Origin of the sequence: Treponema putidum, assembly GCF_000755145.1 — a bacterium.
GTDB classification, from domain to species: domain Bacteria; phylum Spirochaetota; class Spirochaetia; order Treponematales; family Treponemataceae; genus Treponema_B; species Treponema_B putidum.
The window spans coordinates 1011276-1035232 of sequence record NZ_CP009228.1 but is presented as its reverse complement, the minus strand read 5'-3'; the positions used below and the strand labels follow the sequence as shown (position 1 = coordinate 1035232).

Below are 23957 nucleotides of genomic sequence, written 5' to 3'. Positions count from 1 at the left end.
ATCTATAACTCATTGCGGTAAAATTTAATTTGTGAAATATCCTTTTCATTTAGAGCATCAAAAATACTGTGTACAAAAATTTCTATAGCTTTATTTAGATAATGCTCTTTATTATTTATAAACACTTTTTTGTTCATAACATCCACCATTCTTAGTTTTTCTTCATGTTCAAATTTTTGAGGATTAAGTTTGAAAACTTCTGCATCGACCAATGGTCTAAAAGGTTCCATAAGATCTGAACCTAGGTTAAAAGGATTAAACATATTATCATGAAAAATTCCTAGTTGTGTAATATAACCGTTTGCTGTTATTTCACGATTAAATGCAGAAAGTAAGATGCTATATCCGTAATTTAAAGCTGCATTTATAGGAATATCCAAACTTCTGGAAAATCCTGCCCCAAAAAGTGCTGCAAAATATACTTTTGCAGCATGGGCTTCCTTATTTGTTTTATCGTTAATGTCTATATTTATAATATACTCAGCCAGTAAATTTGCTTGCGGAAGATTCAGTTTTTCTAAGAGGTATTTTTGCTGCCTTATTTTTTCCGTTACGACCTCAGTCCATACAAGCTGTTTGATATTCTTATCCCATTTTATTTGAAGTCTGATTTTTTCACTTGTATCATGGCTGCCGTAATATCCTATCAATTCAGAAGCCGGATTCCGTTTTTCGTCACAAAAAATTATTTTAACCTTTTGTTTTATAAGCTCGTTTAATAAGGCTGCAGTTATAGAAACCGCTGTTGTTTCAATGATTAAAACTGAAATTTCTTCTATAAAAACTTTGTGGGTTTTCTCACCTCTAACTACGAGATGATTTAAGTGTAAATCCAGCTTTGCCCTATTTGAAATAACAACGGTTCTCCAACTCATATCTTTAACAAATCAATCCTTTTTTCAAAAATGCCTGTTATTGATTGGTAAATTAAAATGCAGCTATCAAGGTTTGAGATTTTTTTTCCTAATGTTGTGACCCCGGCCTCAGATTTACCTTTGATTAATCCTAAATCTATTACCTCTCTAGTAGTACAAAACAATTTTAGAATTTCCAGCATAACTCTAATTTGATCTTCAGGCTTTAAATTTATAAACTCATATCTTCCTTTGATTAACATATCAAGAGTTGTAGAATTCGGCCTTTTACTATAAATAGTATCCTTATGTTTTATTAAAAGCATATCATAGATTTCTAAATTCTTCTTTTGAAGAAAGCCATAAAACTCCTTTTCTCCTATTTCATCATTTTTTGTCTTTTTGCATAAATTTTCTTTGATATAAGATCTAAAGGATAAGTCTTCATAAGGAGAAATTGTTTTTCCCATCTTCTCTCTTTGACTTCTTATTTCATTGAATCTTATAATTTTTTTAAAATAAAGAACTTCATCATTTGAACAGCAAAATTGAACAGCAGGCCTTAGAACAAAGGAAGCTCCTGTTTTTCCTGTTATGTGGCAAGGGAAGCCGTTAATTTTTAAAAGGGAGTTGATTTTTATTTTGGGAACCAAAATCTTAATTTCTTTTTTTCCTAGCTGGTCTGTTAAGTAACCCTTTAATCCATCTTGACTTTTTTGAATGTCCTTTTCCAAATATAGAGGGATAGTTTCTAAGCTTCGTATCTTATTTCCTTTTTCTTCATATTCTATAAAAGTATAATATGCAGCAGAAACTTTATTATAGCCCCCATATTTTGAAATATTAGAAAAAGGACATTCTTTTTTTAGAGGATGTTGGCCCAATCCTTTTTTCATAATGGTTTGATTAAAGAGTTCTCCCTTTTTGCAGGCAGCTTGGCGTGTATAAATAGGGGTATTCCTTTTAAGCATAGTCTTCACAGTAATAATTGTTTTTTCTTTTTCCCATGCTGTGATATTATTTCTTTTTACATCATAATCAAAAACCTTATAATAATTGTACGTATCGCCAATTTTAGGATTATCTCTTTTTTCTTTTATAAAATTCCAAGGATTATTTGTAAATTTAGTATTATAAACATTTCCGACAACAATATTTAAATATGCGTCATGTGCATGATGAAAATCGTTTATTTCTCTGCATTTTATAATATCGAATTTATTTCTAAACATTGATACGGTTTCAGCCTTAGAGTAAACGATATTTGTTTCAGGAAATATTTTTTCTAATACTTTTGCAGCTACCTTTGTTGCCTGTCTTGTTTCTACAAGTTGCCGGGCAATGAATTTTGCCGTTTCGTCATCCGAGATTGGAGTCGTTCTTGTTAATCGGTTAAATTTTTCAATACTTATAAAGTTATTTCTTTGTAAGAAATTCCAAAATTTTTTTTGTTTTAATTGAATTTCAGGCTTCAAAGGATATTTGTCCTCCTTATTCTTATTGCAGCTGCTGCATACCAAAACTCGGTTATTTATACTATCATCTTTAATCTTAGATTGAGGATAAATATGGTCTATATCATATTTGCTTGTGTCAAATACATGCCCTATTTCAATCGGTTTACCGCAATACATACACTTTCCAAGCTGTGTGTAATAAAGATAAAGTTTGTCGCTGCGAAGCCTTAAATTATCTTCATTTTCTATTTTACCTAAAAGATATTGTATCTCGGAACTAAAAGCATCCGCATCATTTTTACAGCTATTGTACAAGTCCTGCAAAATTTTTAGTCTTGTTTTTGTCCGTGCAGGCTCAAGTTCTGCACCCTTTGCCATTTCGATGAATATTTTTTTAGGCGGAGCTTGGGTAATATGCGATATTTCTTTTACAAGTTTAAGAGTCTGCCACAACATTTTTTTTACCGATGGCGATAAAAATAAAGGCTTTACCAAACTGTTATATGAAAATCGTTTATCGGTATCCTCAAATCCGGAATTTATTTTTTTAATGTTTTCGTTAAATTTAAATTTACTGCTCAGCAATTCCATTAAATTATTTTGAGTTTCACGCATTGCCGTTATTATATTTACCGGTTCGATAAAGCCGGGTATTTCTGATGTAATGGATTCAAGAAACTTGCGTGATAGACGACCCCAACCTGAAAGTTTAAGATTTAGAATTTTTTTGATCTGTTCATCAGAATAATATTTTTCATATTCGGCTTTTATTTTTGTTTTAAGTATTGTTTTACCTTCTCCTTCATCATAGATAGTAGCCCATCGTATAATGTCTTCAAGCATATTCTTTGTCGAAATTTCATCCACTTGTTTTCCGAATATGTTTTTAAGTTCTATGTATGATTTTAAAGAAGATGTACATTCTTTATCAATACCTAAAATAATTACTTCATCCGTTTTATTACAAATACCTTCGTGTTTAATAAAAGTTGAAATCTGTTTTTGTGTAACTTTTTTATATTTTTTAAATAACTCTTCGTATATTTTTTGTTTTAGTTTAACATCGCAGATATTTTTTCCGTCAATAATAATCTGTAAATTGTTTATTTCATTTAAAACTGTATATTCGGAATATAAAAGAGAATTTTTAGGTAAAACAGATTCTCCTATTAAATATGTGCAAAAATTGGTTCTGCTTGTAATAAAGGCTTCAGCTGTTTTTTCCTTATCGATATGATCAAAAAAATTCCATGGAGTTATCTTCTCTTGAGGAGCATTTTCTTTTTTTATTACCCATGACCTATCAGGAAAATACTGTTTATGAGAAGTATTTATAGGCCCTATATAATACGGAATTTTAAATGTTAAAAGCATTATAATCTTTTCACTGTGAGATAAACCGTTTTCATCTTTTTGTTTTAAAAAAGAAAAAAACTTTTCCGCATTGGTTAATATCTTTTCTAATTCTATTTTGCGTAATTGATAAGGAATTTCTGCATTGTTTTTGGAAATTTGTTTCGGCAGAAAGGTTCCTGTTTCAATTTCTGTTAATATTCCGTTTGCTTCAGGCACATCACTTCTTTTTAAAAGAATATCTTTTAAAAACTTATAAAAATCTTCTTGACTTGCAGTTTTATTTATAACCTTTTTTTTACTTCCGCTTTTACACACACCTACATATCTTGAATAATTACAGTTATTATTTTCAGATTGTTTATATCCGAATATATTTCGATATTCTATAGGAAAATATTTTTTTACAACTTCTTTTAGTTTAGTCAAATCATTTTTATGCTTTTCATATATTTTTACCTTTGCAAAAGAAAGATACTGTTCATCTCCTATTACTTTGGAAAGAACCGAGCAATTATATACAGCCTTTGCTCTTAACAAAAGCTCAAAAGAATCTCCTAAAACGGAAGCAAGTTCATCGCTTAAAGCATCAAAATCGTCTTTAGAAAAAGATATGCTATTTTTCTCTGCATCCTTTAAATCGGGATTATCATAAAGATCGGCAAAGTTTGCCTTGTTACCGGATATTAAATTAGTAAGAGCTTTTTTTTGCTTGTCGGAAGATTTCAGCCCTAAAAGCTTATTTAGCCGATTTTGTTTATCGGAATTTTTTAAAGCGCTATCCTTTAAAATCTCTTTTATTTTTTTGCTATCGGCATCAATATCGAGTTCCATATCCTCACGCAGATACTCAAAAAGAGCTTGTACAGAGGTATCAAATTGATTTTCAGAATCAAAGTCACCTTCAAATAAAAAATGTCCTCGTTTTTTTATAATATTATGACAGGCTAAATATAATAATCGTGGATCCGGCTTTACCTTGTTTTCAATCCAAGCCTTTATCAGATGGTTTATGGTAGGATAGGCTTTATGGTATGTTTTATCGGTAAAATCTCTATCATTAAAAAGAGTGTTTTCTTGTAATATAGTCTTGTCTTCTGCATAGAAAGGGCTTTCCTCCATTCTTTGGAAAAAATCTTCATCTATTTTTGCAATTTCTTGGGAAAAAAGTTCTTGAAGCAGCTTTATCCTTTTTCTCCTCCTTTCAATGCGGCGGCGCGCCCCCCGAAATAGCCTGCGTTTTTCAGCAGTTTCCGCCGTCTCAAAACACCTCATTCCCCAAAGGTCTTTATGATTAGCCTTTAAGAGTTTATAGTCAGTATCAGTAACTGCCCAACCCACCGATCCGGTTCCTACATCCAATCCGAGAAAATAATCCTTAATTTCTTTTTTCATACCTTGACCATCCTTTTAAAAGGTATTATAATAGAGACATATACACTTAAGATCCATCTTAAGTTACACTACGAGTTCAAATAAGAATTTATCAAAATCGTCCCTTTTTGGGACTGCTCATTGTGGAGCATCAAGGCTTAACATTGTTAAGCCTTTTTTTATTGATTACTCAAAATTATAACTTATTTTTTCATAGCTGTCCAGAATTTATATTGAATTAATTTGAGCATCCGGATAGTACACTATCTACTTCCCATAACTGTTCGCTTGATGCTTGCTTAATTTGCCGTTTTAGGGTATAATAACAGCCATATATGACGCACGGATCAAAAGGTTCTGACAATAAAAAAATACTCACCTCACCCGAAAGCATTTTAAAGCAAGTCTTCGGGTATGATGAATTCAGACCGTTTCAAAAGGAAATAATAGATAGCCTTCTACAAAAAAAAGATGTTCTGGCAGTAATGCCTACAGGCGGGGGAAAATCTCTATGCTATCAGATTCCGGCTCTCATTTTTGAAGGGGTAACCATAGTAGTTTCGCCCCTTATCTCTCTCATGCACGACCAAATTTGCGGTTTGGAAACTATCGGCGTCGAAGCGGTTGCCTTAAACAGCTCTTTGGATTGGGAAAAATATACCGATAACATACGCCGCATTAAAAACGGAGAGGTAAAAATCCTCTATGCTGCTCCTGAGACTCTGGTCAGTGAACGATGCAAAGAGCTTCTTTCTTCAATAAAAGTGGATTGTCTTACGATAGATGAGGCTCACTGCATTTCGGAATGGGGACATGATTTTAGGCCGGAATACAGGCAACTGGCTGAAATACGCAAACTCTTAAAAGAATCGGTCTGTCTTGCCATAACGGCAACAGCAACTGAAAAAGTACGCTCTGACATAAAAAAAATGCTAAAGCTCAAAACGCCGAAGGAATTTATTGCCGGTTTTAACCGCAAAAATATTTTCTTGGAAGTTAAAGAAAAACAAAAGCCCTTTGAACAAGCCTCAGAGTTTCTAAAAGAACATAAGGGAGAAAGCGGAATTATTTACTGTTTTTCCCGTAAACAGGCAGATACCCTGTCGGTGCAATTATCTGTTTTAGGGTATAATGCAAAGCCCTACCATGCAGGCCTATCCGATGAGCTCAGGCAAAAAACGCAAAACGATTTTATCAATGATGATATTGAAATAATTGTAGCAACCGTGGCCTTTGGGATGGGAATAAATAAACCCAATGTAAGGTTTGTTATTCATTTTGATTTGCCCAAAAGCATTGAACAATATTATCAGGAAATAGGCAGAGCAGGCCGAGATGGAAATCCGGCTCATGCTCTTTTGCTTTTTTCCGCTGCCGACATTTTTAAACTTAAATTCTTGATGCAGGATAAATCTCCTGACGAGGTCAAAAAGGCTGAAGCAATGCTTTCCGCTATCAGTAATTATGCCCAAGCAAATAGCTGCCGGCGCAGAATGCTTTTAAAATATTTCGGAGAAAATATTTCTGAAGAAAAATTAAAAGAAATACAGGGCGATGCACCTTGCTGTGATTTTTGCTCACGCGAAAAAATAGAAAAAATCGACCTAACCGTCCCTGTTCAGAAATTTTTATCCTGTGTAGTCAGAACAGGATGCCGATTCGGTGCCAGCTATATAATCGATGTTCTTTTAGGCTCAAAGCAAAAACGTATACTTGAAAACAAACACAATGACCTTTCAGTCTGGGGAATCGGCACGGAATTTAACCGAGAAGGCTGGTTTGCCCTTGTCCGTGTTTTATTGACCGAAGATTATCTTATAAAAGATGAAGACTACTCGGTATTGTCTCTTACTCAAAAAGCAAAAAAAGAACTTCAAGCCGGAACAAGTATTTTGCTCCCCTTTAATCACGGAAAAGAAAATTCCATAAAAAAGGAAGCAAAACAAAAGCCGAAACCTCAAATATCTGAAAGCAAATTAGATGCCAGCGGTGAGGCAATAGTCAATGCATTAAAACAAAAACGAAGAGAACTTGCAGAAGAAGCAAGGGTTCCGGCTTATATTATTTTTTCAGATAAAACCATCTTAGACTTAGGGCTTAAAAAACCGGCAACCATTGCAGAGCTGGATGGTGTTTTTGGAATAGGGAAAGCAAAAAAAGATAAATATGGAGAGCTGATTATCAAGCTTATTGCCTCTAATAAAAAATGATAAGGATATTAAGGTTTTAAAATATGAATATTCTAACAGATAAATTTAAAGAAGTCTTAATGTCGGTTTTACCGATTGTTATCTTGACTACTGTTCTTAATTTTGCATTTATTCATATCGATTATCAAGTCTTTATTAGATTTTTAATCGGAAGTGTATGCATAATATTAGGCCTTGCTTTATTTCTGTTTGGAATCGAAATTAGCGTTACAAAAATCGGTTTACAGATGGGAAAAGAAATTACAAAGCGGAATAAAATTTTTATTTTGATTTTAGGAGGCTTTGCCCTCGGCTTTTTAATTTCAATTGCAGAACCTGATTTACAGATTTTAGCAAGTCAGGTAAATACGGTAACAAAAAGCGGTATTCCGGCTTTAAGGCTCATTGTAGTCGTTTCTGTCGGTGTTGCAGCCTTTGTGGTTTTCGGTATATTGCGAACGGTATTCAATATTTCGCAAAAAATTGTTTTTGCAGTTTCATACGGCATTATATTTTTACTTGCATTATTTTCTTCGGCAGAGTTTATTTCAATTGCCTTCGATTCTTCCGGAACTACGACAGGTGCTATAACCGTTCCGTTTATTTTGGCCTTGGCTGCAGGTGTTTCCGAGATGAAAAAAGATTCGGCTGCTTCCGAGCGGGATGCTTTCGGTCTTGTAGGTATGGCATCTGCCGGAGCAATCTTAGCGGTATTGGCTTTAAGCGTATTAGGAAAAACAAAAGAAATATCCGCCGATGATTTTGTATTCAATTTAGATGTACATGCACAAATATTTTATCCCTTTGCTGAACATTTTTTACCGGTACTTTATGAATGTATTATGTCTCTTTTACCCTTGACCGTAATATTTTTAATTACAAACTTTATAAGCATTAAGTTGCGGGTCAAGGATTTAATTCCCATTATTAAAGGTCTTATAATTACATTGATAGGCTTATTTCTATTTATGTGGGGAGCAAAATCGGGCTTTTTAGATGTCGGAATAGCGATGGGAAGCCGATTGGGAGAAATAGGAACACGGCCTTTAATTCTTTTTATCGGAGCCCTGATAGGTATTGTTTCTATTTTGGCCGAACCTGCCGTATATGTTTTGACGGTACAAATAGAAAATGTAACAAGCGGCCATATTCCGCGCAAAATAGTTTTAATATTTTTATGTATAGGAGTCAGTTTTGCAGTAATGCTTTCTTTACTTAGAATTATAGAGCCGGCATTTCAGCTATGGCATATCTTACTTCCCGGATATATAGTTTCGCTTTTATTATCAATCATCGTTCCGGATCTTTTTGTAAGTATAGCCTTTGATGCCGGAGGCGTCGCGTCAGGTCCAATGACGGCAACATTTGTTTTATCCCTTGCACAGGGGCTTGCCGATTCTACGCCGACAGCGAATGTTTTAATAGACGGCTTTGGAATTATAGCCGCCGTAGCTTTAGCTCCTATTATTTCACTGCAAATTTTAGGATTGATATTTAAAATTAAAAGCGGAGGAGAGCAAAAATGAAAGATTTTTCCCTTCTGATTATTTTAGTACCTTTTGGGCGTGCACGTAAAATCGTAAGATATGCTAAAGACAAGGGTCTTACCGGCGCTACAATAATGATTGCCTTTGGTACGGTAAAAAGTAAACTTCTTGATTTTTTAGGAATTCAAGAAACAAGAAAAGAATTGATTTTAACGGCCGGACATGGAGATGTTTTAGACGGTCTTATGGATAATCTAAATAACAAATTCAATCTTACACGGAAGAATTTCGGTATAGCATTCCGTATGCCTTTAAGTTTTATTAATATTAAAAATGCCCTAGAAGAAAAACCCGTATTTAAAAGGGAGGAGGTAAAAACTATGAAATCTGCCATATTTACTATTGTTAATAGAGGAAAAGCCGGTGAAGTCGTTGATGCTTCGCTGGAAGCCGGAGCTCGAGGAGGAACAATAATTCATGCACGAGGTTCAGGCTTAAACCAAACAAAAGTTATCTTTGATATGGAAATCGAACCCGAAAAAGAAATCGTTTTAACTATTGTTGATGATGACAGGCTTGAAAAAGTTGTTGAAGCAATCAGAAAAAAATCTGATGTAGAAAAAGATGGGCATGGAATTCTTTTTGTTATTCCGATAAGCAAGGCTTATGGTATAAAATAGGTTTATAGGATGAACGAGCCCCCTCCGCAATGGCTGTATATTTTACTCTTAATTACTCTTCTTTTTTTATCGATGATATTTTCGTCGGGAGAAACAGCTTTTTTATCCGTAAATAAATTGAAGATAAAATATTTACGTGAAAAGAAAAATAAAAAAGCTGCCAGAGTCGAAAAAATTTTAAAAGATAAACAAAAATTTTTAACGACTTCTTTGATTGGCAATAGTCTTGTAAATATTTTAATATCGGTAATATTAACCGCTTTACTTGTAAAACTGGTAGGAGCAAAAGGTTTGAGTATTGCGGTAACAGCCGCAACAATTGCAATTTTAATCTTCGGTGAGATACTGCCTAAATCGATTGCTCTGGTTTTTTCGGAACCGCTGGCCTTAAAATTTTCAGGCTTTATTTTATTTTTAATTAAACTCCTTGCACCTATTGAATGGCTTTTTTTAGGCTTTACAAAATTCTTTTTAAAATTTTTAGGTGTAAAAAATTTTCAATCGAATGAAGCTTTAACCGATGAAGACTTAAAAGATTTTTTTGATGTACACCAAGAGCATGGAGATTTGCGTTCTGAAGAAAAAGCCGTCCTCGAAAAAATACTAAGCTACGGAGATATAACCGTAAAAAATATTATGACCCCGAGGCCCGATATAATAGGACTTACCTCTGATGTAAATCCTAAAGAAATTATAGAACTTTCTCATTCGTCAAGATTTTCAAGATTTCCTGTTTATAAAGAAGACATAGATGAAATTATCGGTATTTTTTATATTAAAGATTTTTTGTTTTCGGAAGCGGCTGCAAAAGATTTCTTACAGGAGTCAAAAGAAAAATTCGATATAAAAAAATATTTACGCAAACCTGTTCTTGTTTTTGAAAATACCGAGCTTTCAAAGTTGCAGGAAATATTCAGAAAAGAAAAACAGAATATGGTTGTGGTTATCGACGAATACGGCGGAACTTTAGGTATTGCAACTCTTGAAGACTTAAATGAAGAGATATTCGGGAACATAGCCGATGAATACGATACCGATGATGCCGCTGCAGAGGATCCCAATCTTGATAATATAAATGATGAATCAACTCAAAATATTAATCAAACTATTTTAGGCAGCATGAGGCTGAGCGATTTAAATGAGGATCTCGGTACAAGTTTATCTTCGGACTATTATGATACAATCGGCGGCTTAATTATGGAAAAATGCGGAGAAGTTCCGCAAATAGGTTCTACAATAAAAATAGAAAACTATAATTTTACCGTTATAAAAACCGAAGGAAATAGAATAAGCGAATTGCAGGTAAATATTGCAGGGGATGAAGAATGAAATTTGAATTAGCTTTAATAATAATAGAATTTATTGCTCTTCTTCTTTGTGCATTCTTTTTTTCTGCATCCGAAACGGCAGTTACTGCAATTACAAGAGCAGAATATAAGGCAATAAAAAAAAGCCGGACAAAAAAGAATAAAACCCTTGCCTTTCTTATTGAAAGAAAAGATGAAATTGTAAGCGCAACTCTGATAGGCACCAATTTTGTAAATACTCTTTCTTCCGCTTTAATAACGGCTTTTGTTATAGATATGTACGGTCAGCAATATATTCCGGCTGCTACTGCTATTACAACGGTTCTTATAATTATCTTTGCTGAAATTTTACCCAAGGCCATAGCCGCTTATAATGCCGTAGAAATTACAAAAACATTTTTAGTACCCTTGTCGGCCGTAAGGTTTCTTTTAAAACCGCTTATCTTTATTTTTTCTCTTATGTCTAACTCTATCATTAAATTTGTTTCAAAAAGACAAAACAATCAAAGCTCTGAACTTTCCGAAGATTATTTGGAAACGCTCATAAATATAAGTTTGGCAGACGGGACTTTTCAAACGGGAGAGCATGAATTAATTAAAAGAGCGGTGAGGCTCCATGAATTAAAACTACAAAGCATAATGACAAAAAAAGAAGACATTGTCAGCCTCGATATAAATTCATCACTCGAAACTATGATAAGCATTTTTCGTAAAACAATGTTTTCCCGTCTTCCGGTTTACAAAGGAGAAAAAGATAAAATAATAGGAAGCGTTCATTATAAGGACATTTTATTTTATAAAAGCCATAAAGCGGAAACGGATATAAATAAAATTATAAGAAAGGCTTTATTTATTCCAAAAACGGCAAATATTTTTTCAGCTATAAAAACGATGAGTAAAAATAAAAGGAATATGGCCTTTGTTATAGATGAATACGGTTCTGCTGCGGGGCTTATAACGATTGATGATATAAGCACGGCTATTTTCGGTTCCATTCAAGATGAATATACTAAAACAAAAACAAATCCCTTAAACGGAATGAAAATTGTTGACGGTACGCATATCCTAATTCCGGGAGGAGTTCCCATAGTTCAGCTTAATAGAATTTTAAATACCGATTTTCATTCGGATTATAATGATACGATAGGCGGCCTTATTCTTGAAACGGCAGAATACCTTCCTAAAGAGGGGGAAAAAATTAATATCGGCGAGATTGAATTTAAAATAGAAAAGGTTGAGATGGGTAAAATTATTTTTCTTATTGCAGATGTTTCTAAAATTACGGCTGGGGCACAATTCCCAAAAGCTTTTCTATAATATCGTCAGCGGTTAAATTATCTGCGGCAGCTTCATAAGAAAGTTTTAATCTATGCCTAAGAGCTGCGTAGGCAACGGCTTTTACATCTTCAGGAATTACATAATCTCTTCCATTAAATAGAGCCTTTATCTTTGCACATTTTTGAATAGCTATTCCGGCCCTTGGAGATGCCCCATAAAGAATATAGCTTAGGTAATTCCCGTGAATATAATCATCCTGCTTTACATTTTTTACAGGCCGTGTTGCTGCAATTATTGAAACTATATAGCTTGTAATTTCGGGAGAACACTTGACTTGTTCTACAGCATTGCGGAGAGTTTCTAAGTTTTCCGGTGTCAAGATAGGCTCGCTTTGGCCAAGACTTGCTTTGTTTTCATTGGGCTTAAGGCTTGAAAAATTATTTACTATATTTATTTCTTCTTCAATTGAAGGGTATGGAACAAATAGCTTTAATAAAAAACGGTCAAGCTCTGCTTCGGGTAAGGGATAGGTTCCTTCCTGTTCAATAGGGTTTTGAGTTGCAAGCACAAAAAAAGGCACGGGCAAAGAATAAGAATTTTCCCCTATTGTAACCTGCCCTTCGGCCATGGCTTCCAAAAGTGCAGACTGTACCTTTGCAGGAGCTCTATTTATTTCATCGGCCAAAACAATATTTGCAAAAATTGGGCCCCTCCTTACGGAAAACTTACCGATACTTTGCTGATAAATCAGGGTTCCTATCAAATCGGCAGGAAGAAGGTCCGGCGTAAATTGAATACGCTTAAAACTTACATTGGACAGCTCTGCAAAGGTTTTTACTATGAGCGTTTTTGCAAGGCCAGGCACACCTTCAAGGAGCACATGGCCGCCTGCGATATACGCAGTTAAAATTCCTTCTATGAGTTCTTGCTGGCCCACAATCCGTTCTGCCATCTTTGCTTTAAAATTTTCTACTATCGTTTTATAGCTTGTATCGATCATAGCATCATTTTACGCCTTATGTTAAAATTTTGCAAGAGGTTGAAAGAGTTGAGCCTTGTTAAGATTTTGTATAATACTTAGCCTGCAAGTTATAAAGCTCCTTGTATTTGCCTTCTTGATTTATAAGAGTTTCGTGATTCCCGTCTTGGACTATCTGTACATTGTCGAATACAAGAGTCCTATCCGAAAATTTTGTAACTGCCATTCTATGCGAAATATAAAGAGAACACTTATCCGCAAAAAAAGAATCGAACTGCTCATAGATTTTATTTTCGGCTTTTGGGTCGAGGGCTGCGGTCGGCTCGTCTAAAATTACTATCGGGGCATTTTTATATGCGGCTCTGGCTATTGCAATTTTTTGGCCTTCTCCGCCTGAGGGCGTAAAACCTGCATCGTCAAAGTCTCGGTACACCAAGGTTTCCAAGCCCTTATCCAATTTATCGGTAACTTCTTTTAAACCGGATGCCGAAACGATATTTTCCAATCGTTTTTTGTCTTCTTCGGTTTTATCATTGCCGAAGGTAATATTTTCTTTTATGCTGAAAGAAAAAATTTTAAAATCTTGGAAGACGGCGGCAAACCAAGTTTGATAGTGGTTATAGTCTATTTCTTTTATGTCGATATCGTTAATTAAAATTTTCCTTTCGGTAGGTTCATAAAGGCGCATTAAAAGTTTTACAAAAGTTGATTTACCTGCACCGTTTTCCCCGATGATTGCAATCCGTTCTTTGGAATTAAATTTCACGTTTACATTTTGTAAGGCAAATTTTTCACTTGTACCGTACTTAAAAGAAACATTTTGAAATTCGATGTCAAAGTTTTCAGATAAAATAGGCTTTCCGCCTTTTGTATTTTCCATAGACGGCATATTCATGTATTCTTTAAAAGCCGCAAAATAAGTCTTGAATTGCGAAAGCTGAACTACGGTTTTTATAATTTCGGATAGTATTGAAGCGAATGAACTTACTGCTGCAAGATACATTGTAAAATTTCCTACCGAAAGAGCGGAGTCTAATGTTTGTTTAATTACAAAAAAATAACTTATGATTAATTGAACGGCAAAGGTAAGCGAATTAAAGGCGCCGCTTATAAAACGGGTATTGGCTATGTTATTATAAAATTTTCCGAGCACTTTAATTTGCTGATTGTATTTTTCTAAAAACCACGGAGCTAAATTATAGGTACGGATTTCTTTTCCGTATTGAAAATCTTCCATCTTTTTAGAATAGTAGCCGATACGTCTTTCCTGCACGGATTGTTCCATGCGGTATTCTATTCCATGCTTATTTGTTGTTGCAAAAACCAAAGAATTAAGAGCGACAATTATAATGACTGCAAGTACAAGCCAAGGGCTTAAAATTGCGATAACTGAGATAAGACCTGCAAAAGTGAGTAGTTTACCGAATAAGCCGATGGAGTCTTCTAAGATTACGGCAAATCCATAACCTCCTGAATATGCATATTGTTCCGCCTTTTGTTTTAAGTTTAAAAAATCGGGAGTTTCAAGCCGTTCATAATCTATCTGCATTAATTTTTTTCCTATATCGGCTTGAAATCGCTGAAAGGAGATGCTTTTTAAAATAATTGTAGAACGGTTTAAAACGGCTGTTATAAGACTTATCGCAAATAAGGTTCCGGCATATATGAGTAAAAACTTAACAGCTTCTTCTATATTTTGTGTTGTAAACAAAGCATCAATAATGAACTTAGGCAGCACCACCGACATTACCGTTTTTACGGCATTTAAAATTTCTTTTAATAAAATGACAACAGGAAAACGTTTGTCAAGCCGCCAACACATAACAAAATAATATAAGGCGCCCTTAAACATATGCACCTCTCTTTTTTAAAAAAAATATACATAATATATTATTATATATAATATTATATCACATATAATATTATATTGTCAAGGAGGGATCTTCTCTTTATTTTATAAATTAGGATTTATATTAATGACAAAATTTCTATTATGCTTTTCTTGACATAATATATACTATGATATATACTTATTTTAAGGGGGTGTAGTATGGAAACGGCAAAATTATTCCAAAACGGCAGGAGTCAAGCAGTTAGGCTGCCTAAAAAATATAATTTTTCGGGAACCGAGGTTTTTATCCGCAGAGCCGGAGATTCCGTTATTTTATTCCCCAAAAACAAGGAATGGGAAACATTTTTAGAAGGCTTAAACGGTTTTACCGACGATTTTATGGAGGAAGGAAGAAACCAGCCTGAATTACAGAATCGGAAAGGTTTATAATGTACCTATTGGATACAAATATCTGTATATTTCTTAAAAATAAAAAAAGTCCTAATGTACTTCACAAAATTAAAGAGAAGAAACACTTGGGAATTTACATTTCAAGTATTACTGTGGCAGAGTTACAGTTCGGCGTATACAATAGTAAATATATAGAAAGAAATAGAATAGCATTAATAAAATTTTTAACACCTTTTTCTATTTTAAATTTTGATGATAGAGATGCCGAGGAATTTGGAAAAATAAGGACCAGCCTAAAAAATGAAGGGAAAATTATAGGAGCCTATGATATGTTGATAGCGGCACAGGCACTAGCGAAAAATCTAATTCTTGTTACCGACAATACAAAAGAATTCTGCCGTATAAAAAACTTAACCATAGAAGATTGGAAATAATTTTTACTCGTTTATTCCTACAAATTAAATGATTGAGTTTTGCCGTCGGTAAAATTAGACGGGATTTATAAGTTGTAAATTTAAACTTTTTTAGGGCTTCCTAAAATTTTAAAAAATCCTTTTTTTGTTTGTTTTCCGGCATCTTTCTTTTTGGGAGGTATAAAATTATTTATAAATTTAGTTAAAGCCCCATGCTTAGATATGTCAACTAAAAAATATGCTATATCTCCTATCGTTGAAAAAACGGGTATTAAAATATTATCTCCTTGTTTTACGGGAAGATGACTTAGGGAAGCTTCTTTAAAAGCTTCCCTAATATCTATTTGCGGAATAATATCTGCAATATTTAAATCTTTGTTATAATCTATTTCGGTCTTAATTTTTTGGGAAACTTCTACTATTTCTCCATTGAGGTTGACAACTGCTACAGGGATATCTATCATATCAATTAAGCTTTTAACTAAGCCGTTAAGACTTGCAATTTTTAAACTCTTTTGAGCCGTTATTGTATTGGATGTACTAAGAGCATCTTGTAAAAAAAATCCTACAGTGCCTAATTTTGCAATTTTCTTTTCGGATAAAATTCCTCCGGCTTTTATAGTTTTCATTAAAGCTAAAAAATCTTTTTTCTTTTTTATTGCACCTATCATGATATTGATAATCATAATTATTTGCAAGCCTGAAAATATAAATCCCAAAAATAAAACAAGTTCGGAATCTCCTTTAAGAGGAATTTTCATACCTACACCGTATGCCCAAAAGGAAATTGTAATCATAAAAATGAATGATATGATTAAACTTATAAACAATAGTTTTTTTTCAATAAAAATCATATTTACTCCGCTACATATTTCTAAATTCTTCGAGCTTTATATTTGAACCTATCAAAAAAAGTTTATCTCCCTCTCTCAACTCAAGCTCATCTTCAGGATAATGCATAGTCTCTTGCTTGACAGGATTTCCCACCGAATCTATATCCAAGTCCATTCTGACAAGGGCAATCAAATTTATATTGAACTTTTCTTTTAAGGCAAGGGCTCCGACAGTTTTTCCAATAAAAAATTTCGGAACAATAATTTCCCTTATTGAAAAATCTTTTGTAACGGCAATTGAATCCATTACATCTGGAGAAATAAGCCGTCTCGCAATTCTTGTTGCAGCAGATATTTCAATGTTTAAAACTTCATTCGCTCCGACCCTTCTTAGAACGGTTGCATGGAGAGGCGAAACGGCACGGGATAAAACATAGGGAATGTCTCTTTGTTTTAAAAGAGTAGTAGTTAAAACACTTGCTTCTATGTTATTGCCGATAGCAACTATAGCAACCTCTACATCATCTAAAGGTGCTTTTAAAAGGGCTTCTTCATTTGTAGTTTCTACAAGCATTGCTGCCGGAACAATTTTTTTTATTCTTTCGACGGCTTGAATATCATGGTCAAAGGCTACAATCGAAGCACCTCCTTCTACGAGGACCTCACAAATTCTTGAACCGAATTCTCCCAAACCTATGACTGCAAAGTTTTTAGTTGTTTCCATATATCCTCCCATTATCCTATAGCTATATTTCCATAGGGATATTCTATATCATCATTTTTTTGTTTTTTACCGGCCGCAGTTAAAAAAGTTAAAGGGCCGACTCTTCCGATAAACATCAAAATTATTATTACGATTTTTCCGGCAGGTGAAAGAGCAGCCGTTATTCCTGTAGAAAGTCCTACGGTTGCAAAAGCCGAAACGGTTTCAAACAATAATGCTAAAAAAGGAAGGCTTTCAGTAATTGTTAATAAAAAAATTCCAACCGAAATTGCTGCAAGTCCGAAACCGAAAATTAAAAAAGCTTTTTTTACCTGCTCTTCAGGTACCGAAATATTTTTGATTACAACGGTTTTTTGATTTTTTAAAAAAGATTTAAAAAAAGCAAAGACCACTGCAATCGTGTTCAACTTTATTCCTCCGGCCGTACTTCCTGCGGCTCCTCCCATAAACATTATAAATATCATAAAAAGCAAGGTCGCATTTGTTAAATTAACAAAGGAAACCGTTGAAAATCCCGCAGTACGCAATGTTATCGCCTGAAAAAAACTTGCAAGGTATTGACTTCCCAAAGAAAGTTCTTTCATTGTATTGCGGTGTTCAAGTAAATAAAAAAGAGAAAAAGAAATAAAAAGAATAAAAACGGTAAGGCTTAAAATCATTTTTGTATTTACCGAAATTAAATAATCAATCTTTTTTTTCTTCAAAAATTTATTTTTTATATCTGTCCTGACCTTAGCTAAAACATCATAAATAACCGCAAAACTTATTCCGCCTAAAATTATGGTAAAGCCTATTGTTAGAGTAATAATAATATCGGAAGTAAAAGATTCCAAGTTGTTTGAAAAAAGAGCGAAACCTGCATTACAAAATGCGGATATCGCATGAAAGATTGCAAAGCCCAGAGCTTTAAGATTGAAACCGAAAATGCGTGAAAATCCTATAAATAAAAATACAGCACTTAGGGCTTCTATAAAAAATGTAGAAAAAACAATTATACGCAATGTTTTAAAAAGATTTGACATATCGTCTTCGCTGACCATATAAGAGATTGTGAGTTTTTCACTGACCGTCATTTTTTTTCGAAAGGCAAGCATTCCGAAAAATGAGAAAACCATTATGCCTAGTCCTCCGACTTGAATTAAAACAATCAAAATAAATTTTCCTACTATGGTAAACTCAGATGACACATCTATAACACTTAAGCCCGTAACGCATACGGCAGAAGCGGATGTAAAAAGTGCAGTTAAAAAATTTAAGGGTTCGCCTGTTGCAGATACGGCAGGAAGCATAAGTAAAAAGCTGCCTATAATTATCACCATAAAAAAAGAAATAATCAAAGTACGGGCAGGGTTTGAAATGATTTTTGCAGTTAATCCGGCTCTTTTGCTTATCAATCTAATTATTTTTCCAAACAAAAAGATATTTTTAAAAATATCAAAAACAATACTTAGCTCTTCAGAAATATTTTTAAAACCTATTTGTATTTTAAAGATAATAAATACCGATGCAAATATTACTGTTACTAAAAAGTTTGGAAGATTATTTTGAAAGTATTTTCGTATATACTTTTCCTGCTTGACGGCAAAAAAAGTTTCTGCAAGAACAGCGATAAGAATAATAATGTCTATTGTATGGATAATAATTCCGGGTGTATTTTCGGGATAAAATTGCTGTAAAAATAAAAGTATAAGGCTTAAAGCGAAAGCCGTAACGACAAAATAATCTCGTTTTCTCATTTTGCTGTTCCTTGCGTTTTATACCTGTCTTCCGCTTTTAATTTTTTCGTTAAACCGTTCAAGCTCTTTTCCTTTTAAGCCGCTGTCTTTTCCGGCTATTAAATTACGAATAGCTTCAAGTTCTTCTGCCGAAAAGTTTACGCCGTTTTTTTCATACCGCTCAAAAGAAGCACAGGCAAGAGGGGTTACGGTTTTACAAATCTCGAACATCACTTCGGCATAGTCTCTAATTTCTTTTTGTGCATGAGCATCCATGCGCAGCCGCAAAAAAATGAAAAAGATTATGCAAGTCTATTTGCCAATACCATTCGGTATAAGTGGAAAGGGGTAGGTTTATTCTGGCAAGCTCTCTCGCAATATTTTTATCAAGCAATTTAGAGTAGCCTGCATAAATTTCTTCTTGTTGTTTTTGTAAAGAATTTATAACTTCATTTTGAAGGTCTTGAGGAACCGCCTCATTCATTCTGCCCTGCTTATTGTCGCTGCTTTGCAAAGCGATATCGTTTCCGGCGGGTATATAAAACTCGGGCTTTAATATAGAATACCGTCCCGAAATTTCGTTTAAGCGGGCAGTCCTATGCCTGATCCATTGGCGGGCAACAAAAATGGGCAGCTTAACATGAAAGGTAAAAACCACTTGCTCAAAAGGCGAGGTGTGCTTGTTCCGTAAAAGGTAGTCTATTAAAGCAGCATCTTCCCGTACCGTTTTAGTGCCGTCTCCATAAGAAACACGGGCTGACTGTACTATGCGGGCATCAGTTCCCATGTAGTCTACCAACCTGATAAAACCCTTATCAAGAACCTTAAATTCTTTATCTAAAATTTTTTCCGCTTCCGGAGCTATACAATGTGCCATGGGGCAATGGTAGCATAAATTTTTAAAATTTACTAGAGATTAAGTCTTTTACTTTATTATATCCCAACAGGTTCTATAATTTGTTTTTGTCTCATAGCTTACTTCCAATATTCAATAAATACTTTGTATTTGCACATCTCCTGTTTTTTTCTTCCCTTGAATTCTCCCCAATAAAATTGTATAATATCAGGCTATGCAAGAATCTAAACCGCTTATAATTCAAGGAGACCGCTCCATTCTTTTGGATATTCACGATCCTGAAGCTAACGAAGCCCGCTTTGCCCTTATCCCCTTTGCTGAGCTTGAAAAGTCGCCTGAGCATCTCCACACTTATAGGTTGACCCCCCTCTCGCTTTGGAATGCGGCAGGTGTCGGGCTTTCAGCCGATTCTATTATGAAGACCCTTACAGGCTTTTCCCGGTTTAAGGTTCCCGACTCTATCTTGGTTTGGATGAAAGAGACGATGGAACGCTACGGCAAAATAAAGCTCCTCCCTATCGAAAAGTCTCAAGAAGAAAAAAACGGACTTGAGGGGAAAGTTAATGTTATCGAAGAAACCGAAAAAAATCAAGCGGACGAAATAAATCTCGAAACTCCCGGAGCGGAATTTTTGCGCCTTAAGCCTGAAAACTCTCTTATCTTTAAAGAACTAAAAAGCAGCAAGATTCTTTCAAAATATTTAATAGAAGATACCGATGAGGAAAACTCCTTTTTGATTTCCCTTTTAAACAGGGGAACGGTAAAGCAGGCTCTTTTAAAACAGGGTTGGCCTGTACAGGATGAGGTACCTCTCCGTGATGGAGAACCTTTGGATATTTCTCTAAAAGAAAAAACTTCAAGCGGTGCCGAATTTGAAATCAGGGACTATCAGCGGGATGCCGCCTCTTCCTTTGTCGGCGATAAGTCGGCAGGAACAGGCTTCGGCACAATTGTTCTGCCCTGCGGTTCGGGAAAAACCATAGTCGGAATGCTTACGATGAGCCTTCTTAAAACAAGCACCCTTATTCTAACCCCCAATGTAGCTGCCGTTTATCAGTGGCGACGGGAGCTTTTGGATAAGACAAATATAAGAGATGAGGACATAGGCTTATACACGGGCGAGGTAAAAGAGATAAGGCCTGTTACGATAGCGACCTATCAGGTGCTCACTTGGAGGCCCAACACCGAAGCGGCTTTCCCCCATTTTAAGATTTTTAGAGAAAGGGCATGGGGTCTTATCATCTATGATGAGGTTCACCTTTTACCGGCTCCGGTTTTTAGAATTACGGCAGAGCTTCAAGTTATAAGAAGACTCGGGCTTACTGCGACCCTTGTGAGAGAGGACGGCTGTGAGGGTGATGTGTTCAGTCTTGTAGGGCCTAAGAGGTTTGATGTGCCCTGGAAGGACCTTGAACAGAAGGGCTGGATAGCAAAAGCTTATTGTACCGAAATCAGGGTAAATATTGCTCCAGCAAAAGAGATAGAATACGCTGTAGGTACCACGCGCGAAAAGCACCGTATTGCAAGCGAAAACCCTGCAAAACTCGAAATAGTAAAAAAACTTTTGTCTAAGCACAAGGATAATCAAATACTTATAATCGGACAGTACTTGTCCCAACTTGAAGCAATTGCAAAAGAAATAAATGCCCCTATAATCACAGGAAAAAATACAAATGCCGAGCGGGAACTTTTGTATGATGCATTTAGAAAGGGAGAGATAAATGTTTTGGTGGTTTCTAAAGTTGCAAACTTTGCGATTGATTTACCCGATGCTTCAGTAGCTATTCAGGTTTCGGGCGTTTTCGGAAGCCGGCAAGAAGAGGCTCAGCGTTTGGGACGAATCTTGAGGCCCAAAGAATGTGATTCCCATTTTTACAGCATTGTAACCCGCCAAACCATAGAAGAAGGCTTTGCCGAAAAGCGTCAAAAGTTTTTAGCCGAGCAGGGTTATGACTACTCGATTCTTACCGAAGCCGAATTGGATGTTTGCGAAGAAAGCTAATCTCAATTTAAGGAAAATAAATGAACATTATTTTGTTTTCAGATGACGATTGTGTAAATCCCGATTGTATAAACGGCGGCTGTGTTTTTTACAAAAACGATAAAAGCATAAACAACGGCTTTTTCTTTTATAAAAATGATGAACGCTATCTTCACATAAAAAAGATTTTGCACTTAAAAGAAGGAGATATTTTTAAGGCCGGAATCATAAACGGAAAAATAGGCGAGGCTCTTATTCTTCACCTTTCCGAAGAAAAAATCGTTTTTTCTTTTTGTCCGAATGAACCCGATAAAAACTTAGATAACATAGATGACGATAAAATTGAGAGTAACCCTCTGCCTCTTCCGCCCATAAAAATAATTCAGGGCTTTCCCCGCCCCATTCAGTTGAGGCGAATCCTTAGGGACGCTGCGAGTTTAGGCTTTGCCGAAATTGTACTATGCGGTACGGAATTGGGGGAGCGTTCCTATTTAAAGTCAAACCTTTCAAGCTCCGAAGAAATAAAAAAATATCTCTTAGACGGTATCTCTCAAGCCGGCCAAACCCTGCTGCCTGAATTTTCTTTTTGCAGCTCGGTAAAAGAAGCCTTAAAAAATTTAAAGACAGCCTCGTTCAAAGGCGGTAAGATTCTCCTCGACATAGGAGAACACCAACCCCTTTCTTCATTTAGAATGAAAAAAGGAGAAGAACTGATTATAGCAATTGGAAGTGAGAGGGGTTGGACCCAAAACGAGAGGGAAGCCTTTTTTTCAGCCGGCTTTATTCCTTACTCTATGGGAAAGCGCATTTTACGAACCGAAACCGCCCTTACTTCTGCTCTGTCCGTCCTCCTTGCAAATAACGGCTTTTGGGAATAGATTTTAATTTCAACCAATAAAACAAGTTCCGATGCATGCCGGATTTTAAAGAATTTTCCCTATTGAATTCTTTGTCTTTATCCTGTACAATCCACAATATTATTAAACTTTAGGAGAATTGCATGGCTGTCATAAATGTTACAAGCGAAATAGGTAAATTAAATAAGGTGCTCCTGCACCGCCCCGGAAAGGAACTTTTAAACCTTACACCTGATAAACTTGATGAGCTCTTGTTCGATGATATTCCGTTTTTGAAGGTTGCCCAAAAAGAACACGATGCTTTTGCCGATATTCTATCTAAAAATGGAGTTGATGTCGTTTATCTTGAAGACTTAGCGGCAGAGGCTATATCTCAAAGTGCAGAAATCCGTGAAAAATTTATAAAACAATATATTAACGAGGCTGATGTATATTCCGAATATCATCAAAAAATGATCTATGATTTTCTTAATGCAATCAAGGAACCGAAAGAACTTATCTTAAAAACAATGGAAGGAGTAAACGTAAAAGAAATACCTTTAAAGAACACTCATTCACTTTCGCACTATGTTTTGGATTCAGGTTCTATGCTTATAAATCCAATGCCAAACCTATACTTCACCCGCGATCCCTTTGCATGTATAGGAAACGGAGTAAGCTTAAATAAAATGTATTCGGTAACAAGATGCCGTGAAACTATTTACGGTGAGTACATCTTTGACCATCACCCTGAATATGCCGGAAAGGTAAATAGATTCTATAACCGATATGATGCTCCCAATATTGAAGGTGGAGACATTTTAAATATCGGTAAAGATGTTTTGGCGATAGGCCTTTCACAGAGAACATCGGCCAATGCTATAGATTCTATAGCAAACAATATCTTTTATGACTCGGATTCCCCCATAAAAACGATTTTGGCTTTTCAGATTCCGGCAATCAGGGCTTTTATGCACTTGGATACGGTTTTTACTCAGATAGACTTTGACAAATTTACTATCCATCCCGGAATTTTAGGACCTCTAAGAGTTTTTGAAATTACCAGAGGAGCAAAAAAAGGAGAGCTTAATGTAAAGCAGATTGACTCTACCTTGGAAAAGGTTCTTGAAAAATATACGGGAGCCGGAAAGGTTGAGCTCATCCAATGCGCCGGAGGAGACAAGATAGCAGCCGAGCGTGAACAGTGGAATGACGGTTCCAATACCCTTTGCATAAGTCCAGGAACAATAGTCGTCTATGAACGAAACGATGTTACAAACGAAATTTTAAACAAGAAGGGATTAAAAGTTCTCGAAATGCCCTGCGGCGAACTTTCCCGCGGCCGCGGCGGCCCCCGCTGTATGAGTATGCCCTTATTGAGGGAAGATATAAGGTAACT

Annotated in this window: 17 protein-coding genes and 1 pseudogene; 10 read left to right on the top strand and 8 right to left on the bottom strand. The window is 35.2% G+C overall.

What is annotated here, in order from left to right:
- Positions 1 to 2: 2 nt before the first annotated feature.
- Positions 3 to 875, bottom strand: a complete 873-nt coding sequence (cas1, locus tag JO40_RS04605) for a type II CRISPR-associated endonuclease Cas1 (RefSeq protein WP_044978321.1) — start codon at positions 873 to 875, stop codon at positions 3 to 5.
- Positions 872 to 5059 carry a type II CRISPR RNA-guided endonuclease Cas9 gene (cas9, locus tag JO40_RS04600; protein ID WP_044978320.1) on the bottom strand — a complete coding sequence of 1396 codons (4188 nt, stop codon included), beginning with the start codon at positions 5057 to 5059 and terminating at the stop codon, positions 872 to 874. Before cas9 ends, cas1 begins: the two co-directional genes overlap by 4 nt.
- Positions 5060 to 5373: 314 nt before the next feature.
- On the opposite strand from cas9, the gene recQ reads away from it, so the two are divergent.
- Genes recQ through JO40_RS04575 form a run of 5 tightly spaced genes read left to right on the top strand, consistent with a single transcriptional unit; the run spans position 5374 to position 12018 of the window.
- Positions 5374 to 7248 carry a DNA helicase RecQ gene (gene recQ, locus JO40_RS04595; RefSeq protein ID WP_044978319.1) on the top strand — a complete coding sequence of 625 codons (1875 nt, stop codon included), beginning with the start codon at positions 5374 to 5376 and terminating at the stop codon, positions 7246 to 7248.
- A gap of 23 nt (positions 7249 to 7271) precedes the next feature.
- Positions 7272 to 8753 (top strand): DUF1538 domain-containing protein, encoded by a 1482-nt coding sequence (locus tag JO40_RS04590; RefSeq protein ID WP_044978318.1) that lies wholly within the window; start codon positions 7272 to 7274, stop codon positions 8751 to 8753.
- Positions 8750 to 9394 (top strand): P-II family nitrogen regulator, encoded by a 645-nt coding sequence (locus JO40_RS04585; protein ID WP_044978317.1) that lies wholly within the window; start codon positions 8750 to 8752, stop codon positions 9392 to 9394. Before JO40_RS04590 ends, JO40_RS04585 begins: the two co-directional genes overlap by 4 nt.
- A 9-nt stretch (positions 9395 to 9403) precedes the next feature.
- Entirely contained in the window at positions 9404 to 10723 is a 1320-nt protein-coding gene (locus JO40_RS04580; RefSeq protein WP_044978316.1) for a hemolysin family protein, read from the top strand.
- On the top strand, positions 10720 to 12018 hold the full coding sequence (locus tag JO40_RS04575) for a hemolysin family protein (protein WP_044978315.1): 1299 nt from the start codon (positions 10720 to 10722) through the stop codon (positions 12016 to 12018). Before JO40_RS04580 ends, JO40_RS04575 begins: the two co-directional genes overlap by 4 nt.
- Here JO40_RS04575 and JO40_RS04570 read toward each other — a convergent pair.
- The gene (locus tag JO40_RS04570) at positions 11981 to 12979 is read right to left on the bottom strand and encodes an AAA family ATPase (protein ID WP_044978314.1); all 999 of its coding nucleotides are present in this window, start codon (positions 12977 to 12979) and stop codon (positions 11981 to 11983) included. The two genes, JO40_RS04575 and JO40_RS04570, sit on opposite strands and share 38 nt — an antisense overlap.
- 58 nt (positions 12980 to 13037) lie before the next feature.
- Entirely contained in the window at positions 13038 to 14810 is a 1773-nt protein-coding gene (locus JO40_RS04565) for an ABC transporter ATP-binding protein (protein WP_044978313.1), read from the bottom strand.
- Positions 14811 to 15008: 198 nt separating this feature from the next.
- On the opposite strand from JO40_RS04565, the gene vapB reads away from it, so the two are divergent.
- A complete protein-coding gene (vapB, locus tag JO40_RS04560) occupies positions 15009 to 15239 on the top strand; it encodes a type II toxin-antitoxin system antitoxin VapB (RefSeq protein ID WP_044978312.1) in 231 nt (76 codons plus the stop codon).
- The gene (gene vapC, locus JO40_RS04555; RefSeq protein WP_044978311.1) at positions 15239 to 15634 is read left to right on the top strand and encodes a type II toxin-antitoxin system tRNA(fMet)-specific endonuclease VapC; all 396 of its coding nucleotides are present in this window, start codon (positions 15239 to 15241) and stop codon (positions 15632 to 15634) included. The genes vapB and vapC overlap by 1 nt, the downstream gene beginning before the upstream one ends.
- 80 nt (positions 15635 to 15714) lie before the next feature.
- Here the strand turns inward: vapC and JO40_RS04550 are convergent, their stop codons facing one another.
- From JO40_RS04550 to thyX, 4 genes and pseudogenes are all read right to left on the bottom strand, one after another.
- Entirely contained in the window at positions 15715 to 16467 is a 753-nt protein-coding gene (locus JO40_RS04550; RefSeq protein ID WP_044978310.1) for a hypothetical protein, read from the bottom strand.
- Positions 16468 to 16477: 10 nt separating this feature from the next.
- Positions 16478 to 17170, bottom strand: a complete 693-nt coding sequence (locus JO40_RS04545) for a potassium channel family protein (RefSeq protein ID WP_044978309.1) — start codon at positions 17168 to 17170, stop codon at positions 16478 to 16480.
- 11 nt (positions 17171 to 17181) lie between these two features.
- Positions 17182 to 18906, bottom strand: a complete 1725-nt coding sequence (locus JO40_RS04540; RefSeq protein WP_044978308.1) for a TrkH family potassium uptake protein — start codon at positions 18904 to 18906, stop codon at positions 17182 to 17184.
- A gap of 18 nt (positions 18907 to 18924) precedes the next feature.
- Positions 18925 to 19762 (bottom strand): annotated as a pseudogene (gene thyX / locus JO40_RS04535) (FAD-dependent thymidylate synthase).
- 193 nt (positions 19763 to 19955) lie between these two features.
- On the opposite strand from thyX, the gene JO40_RS04530 reads away from it, so the two are divergent.
- The 3 genes from JO40_RS04530 (at position 19956) to arcA (ending at position 23955) form a co-directional block, all read left to right on the top strand.
- Positions 19956 to 21743 (top strand): DNA repair helicase XPB, encoded by a 1788-nt coding sequence (locus JO40_RS04530; RefSeq protein ID WP_044978307.1) that lies wholly within the window; start codon positions 19956 to 19958, stop codon positions 21741 to 21743.
- A gap of 20 nt (positions 21744 to 21763) precedes the next feature.
- On the top strand, positions 21764 to 22600 hold the full coding sequence (locus JO40_RS04525; protein WP_044978306.1) for a 16S rRNA (uracil(1498)-N(3))-methyltransferase: 837 nt from the start codon (positions 21764 to 21766) through the stop codon (positions 22598 to 22600).
- Between the two features lie 122 nt (positions 22601 to 22722).
- Complete coding sequence (gene arcA / locus JO40_RS04520; RefSeq protein WP_044978305.1) at positions 22723 to 23955, top strand: arginine deiminase; 1233 nt, start codon at positions 22723 to 22725, stop codon at positions 23953 to 23955.
- The last annotated feature ends 2 nt before the right edge of the window (positions 23956 to 23957 follow it).

Bases quoted from the DNA above. Each gene is read 5' to 3' on its own strand.
- JO40_RS04575 (WP_044978315.1), top strand. From the start codon at position 10,720: ATGAAATTTGAATTAGCTTTAATAATAATAGAATTTATTGCTCTTCTT.
- JO40_RS04565 (WP_044978313.1), bottom strand. From the start codon at position 14,810: ATGTTTAAGGGCGCCTTATATTATTTTGTTATGTGTTGGCGGCTTGAC.
- arcA (WP_044978305.1), top strand. From the start codon at position 22,723: ATGGCTGTCATAAATGTTACAAGCGAAATAGGTAAATTAAATAAGGTG.
- JO40_RS04590 (WP_044978318.1), top strand. From the start codon at position 7,272: ATGAATATTCTAACAGATAAATTTAAAGAAGTCTTAATGTCGGTTTTA.
- JO40_RS04550 (WP_044978310.1), bottom strand. From the start codon at position 16,467: ATGATTTTTATTGAAAAAAAACTATTGTTTATAAGTTTAATCATATCA.
- JO40_RS04570 (WP_044978314.1), bottom strand. From the start codon at position 12,979: ATGATCGATACAAGCTATAAAACGATAGTAGAAAATTTTAAAGCAAAG.
- JO40_RS04530 (WP_044978307.1), top strand. From the start codon at position 19,956: ATGCAAGAATCTAAACCGCTTATAATTCAAGGAGACCGCTCCATTCTT.
- cas9 (WP_044978320.1), bottom strand. From the start codon at position 5,059: ATGAAAAAAGAAATTAAGGATTATTTTCTCGGATTGGATGTAGGAACC.
- vapC (WP_044978311.1), top strand. From the start codon at position 15,239: ATGTACCTATTGGATACAAATATCTGTATATTTCTTAAAAATAAAAAA.
- cas1 (WP_044978321.1), bottom strand. From the start codon at position 875: ATGAGTTGGAGAACCGTTGTTATTTCAAATAGGGCAAAGCTGGATTTA.
- JO40_RS04580 (WP_044978316.1), top strand. From the start codon at position 9,404: ATGAACGAGCCCCCTCCGCAATGGCTGTATATTTTACTCTTAATTACT.
- JO40_RS04585 (WP_044978317.1), top strand. From the start codon at position 8,750: ATGAAAGATTTTTCCCTTCTGATTATTTTAGTACCTTTTGGGCGTGCA.
- recQ (WP_044978319.1), top strand. From the start codon at position 5,374: ATGACGCACGGATCAAAAGGTTCTGACAATAAAAAAATACTCACCTCA.
- JO40_RS04540 (WP_044978308.1), bottom strand. From the start codon at position 18,906: ATGAGAAAACGAGATTATTTTGTCGTTACGGCTTTCGCTTTAAGCCTT.
- JO40_RS04545 (WP_044978309.1), bottom strand. From the start codon at position 17,170: ATGGAAACAACTAAAAACTTTGCAGTCATAGGTTTGGGAGAATTCGGT.
- JO40_RS04525 (WP_044978306.1), top strand. From the start codon at position 21,764: ATGAACATTATTTTGTTTTCAGATGACGATTGTGTAAATCCCGATTGT.
- vapB (WP_044978312.1), top strand. From the start codon at position 15,009: ATGGAAACGGCAAAATTATTCCAAAACGGCAGGAGTCAAGCAGTTAGG.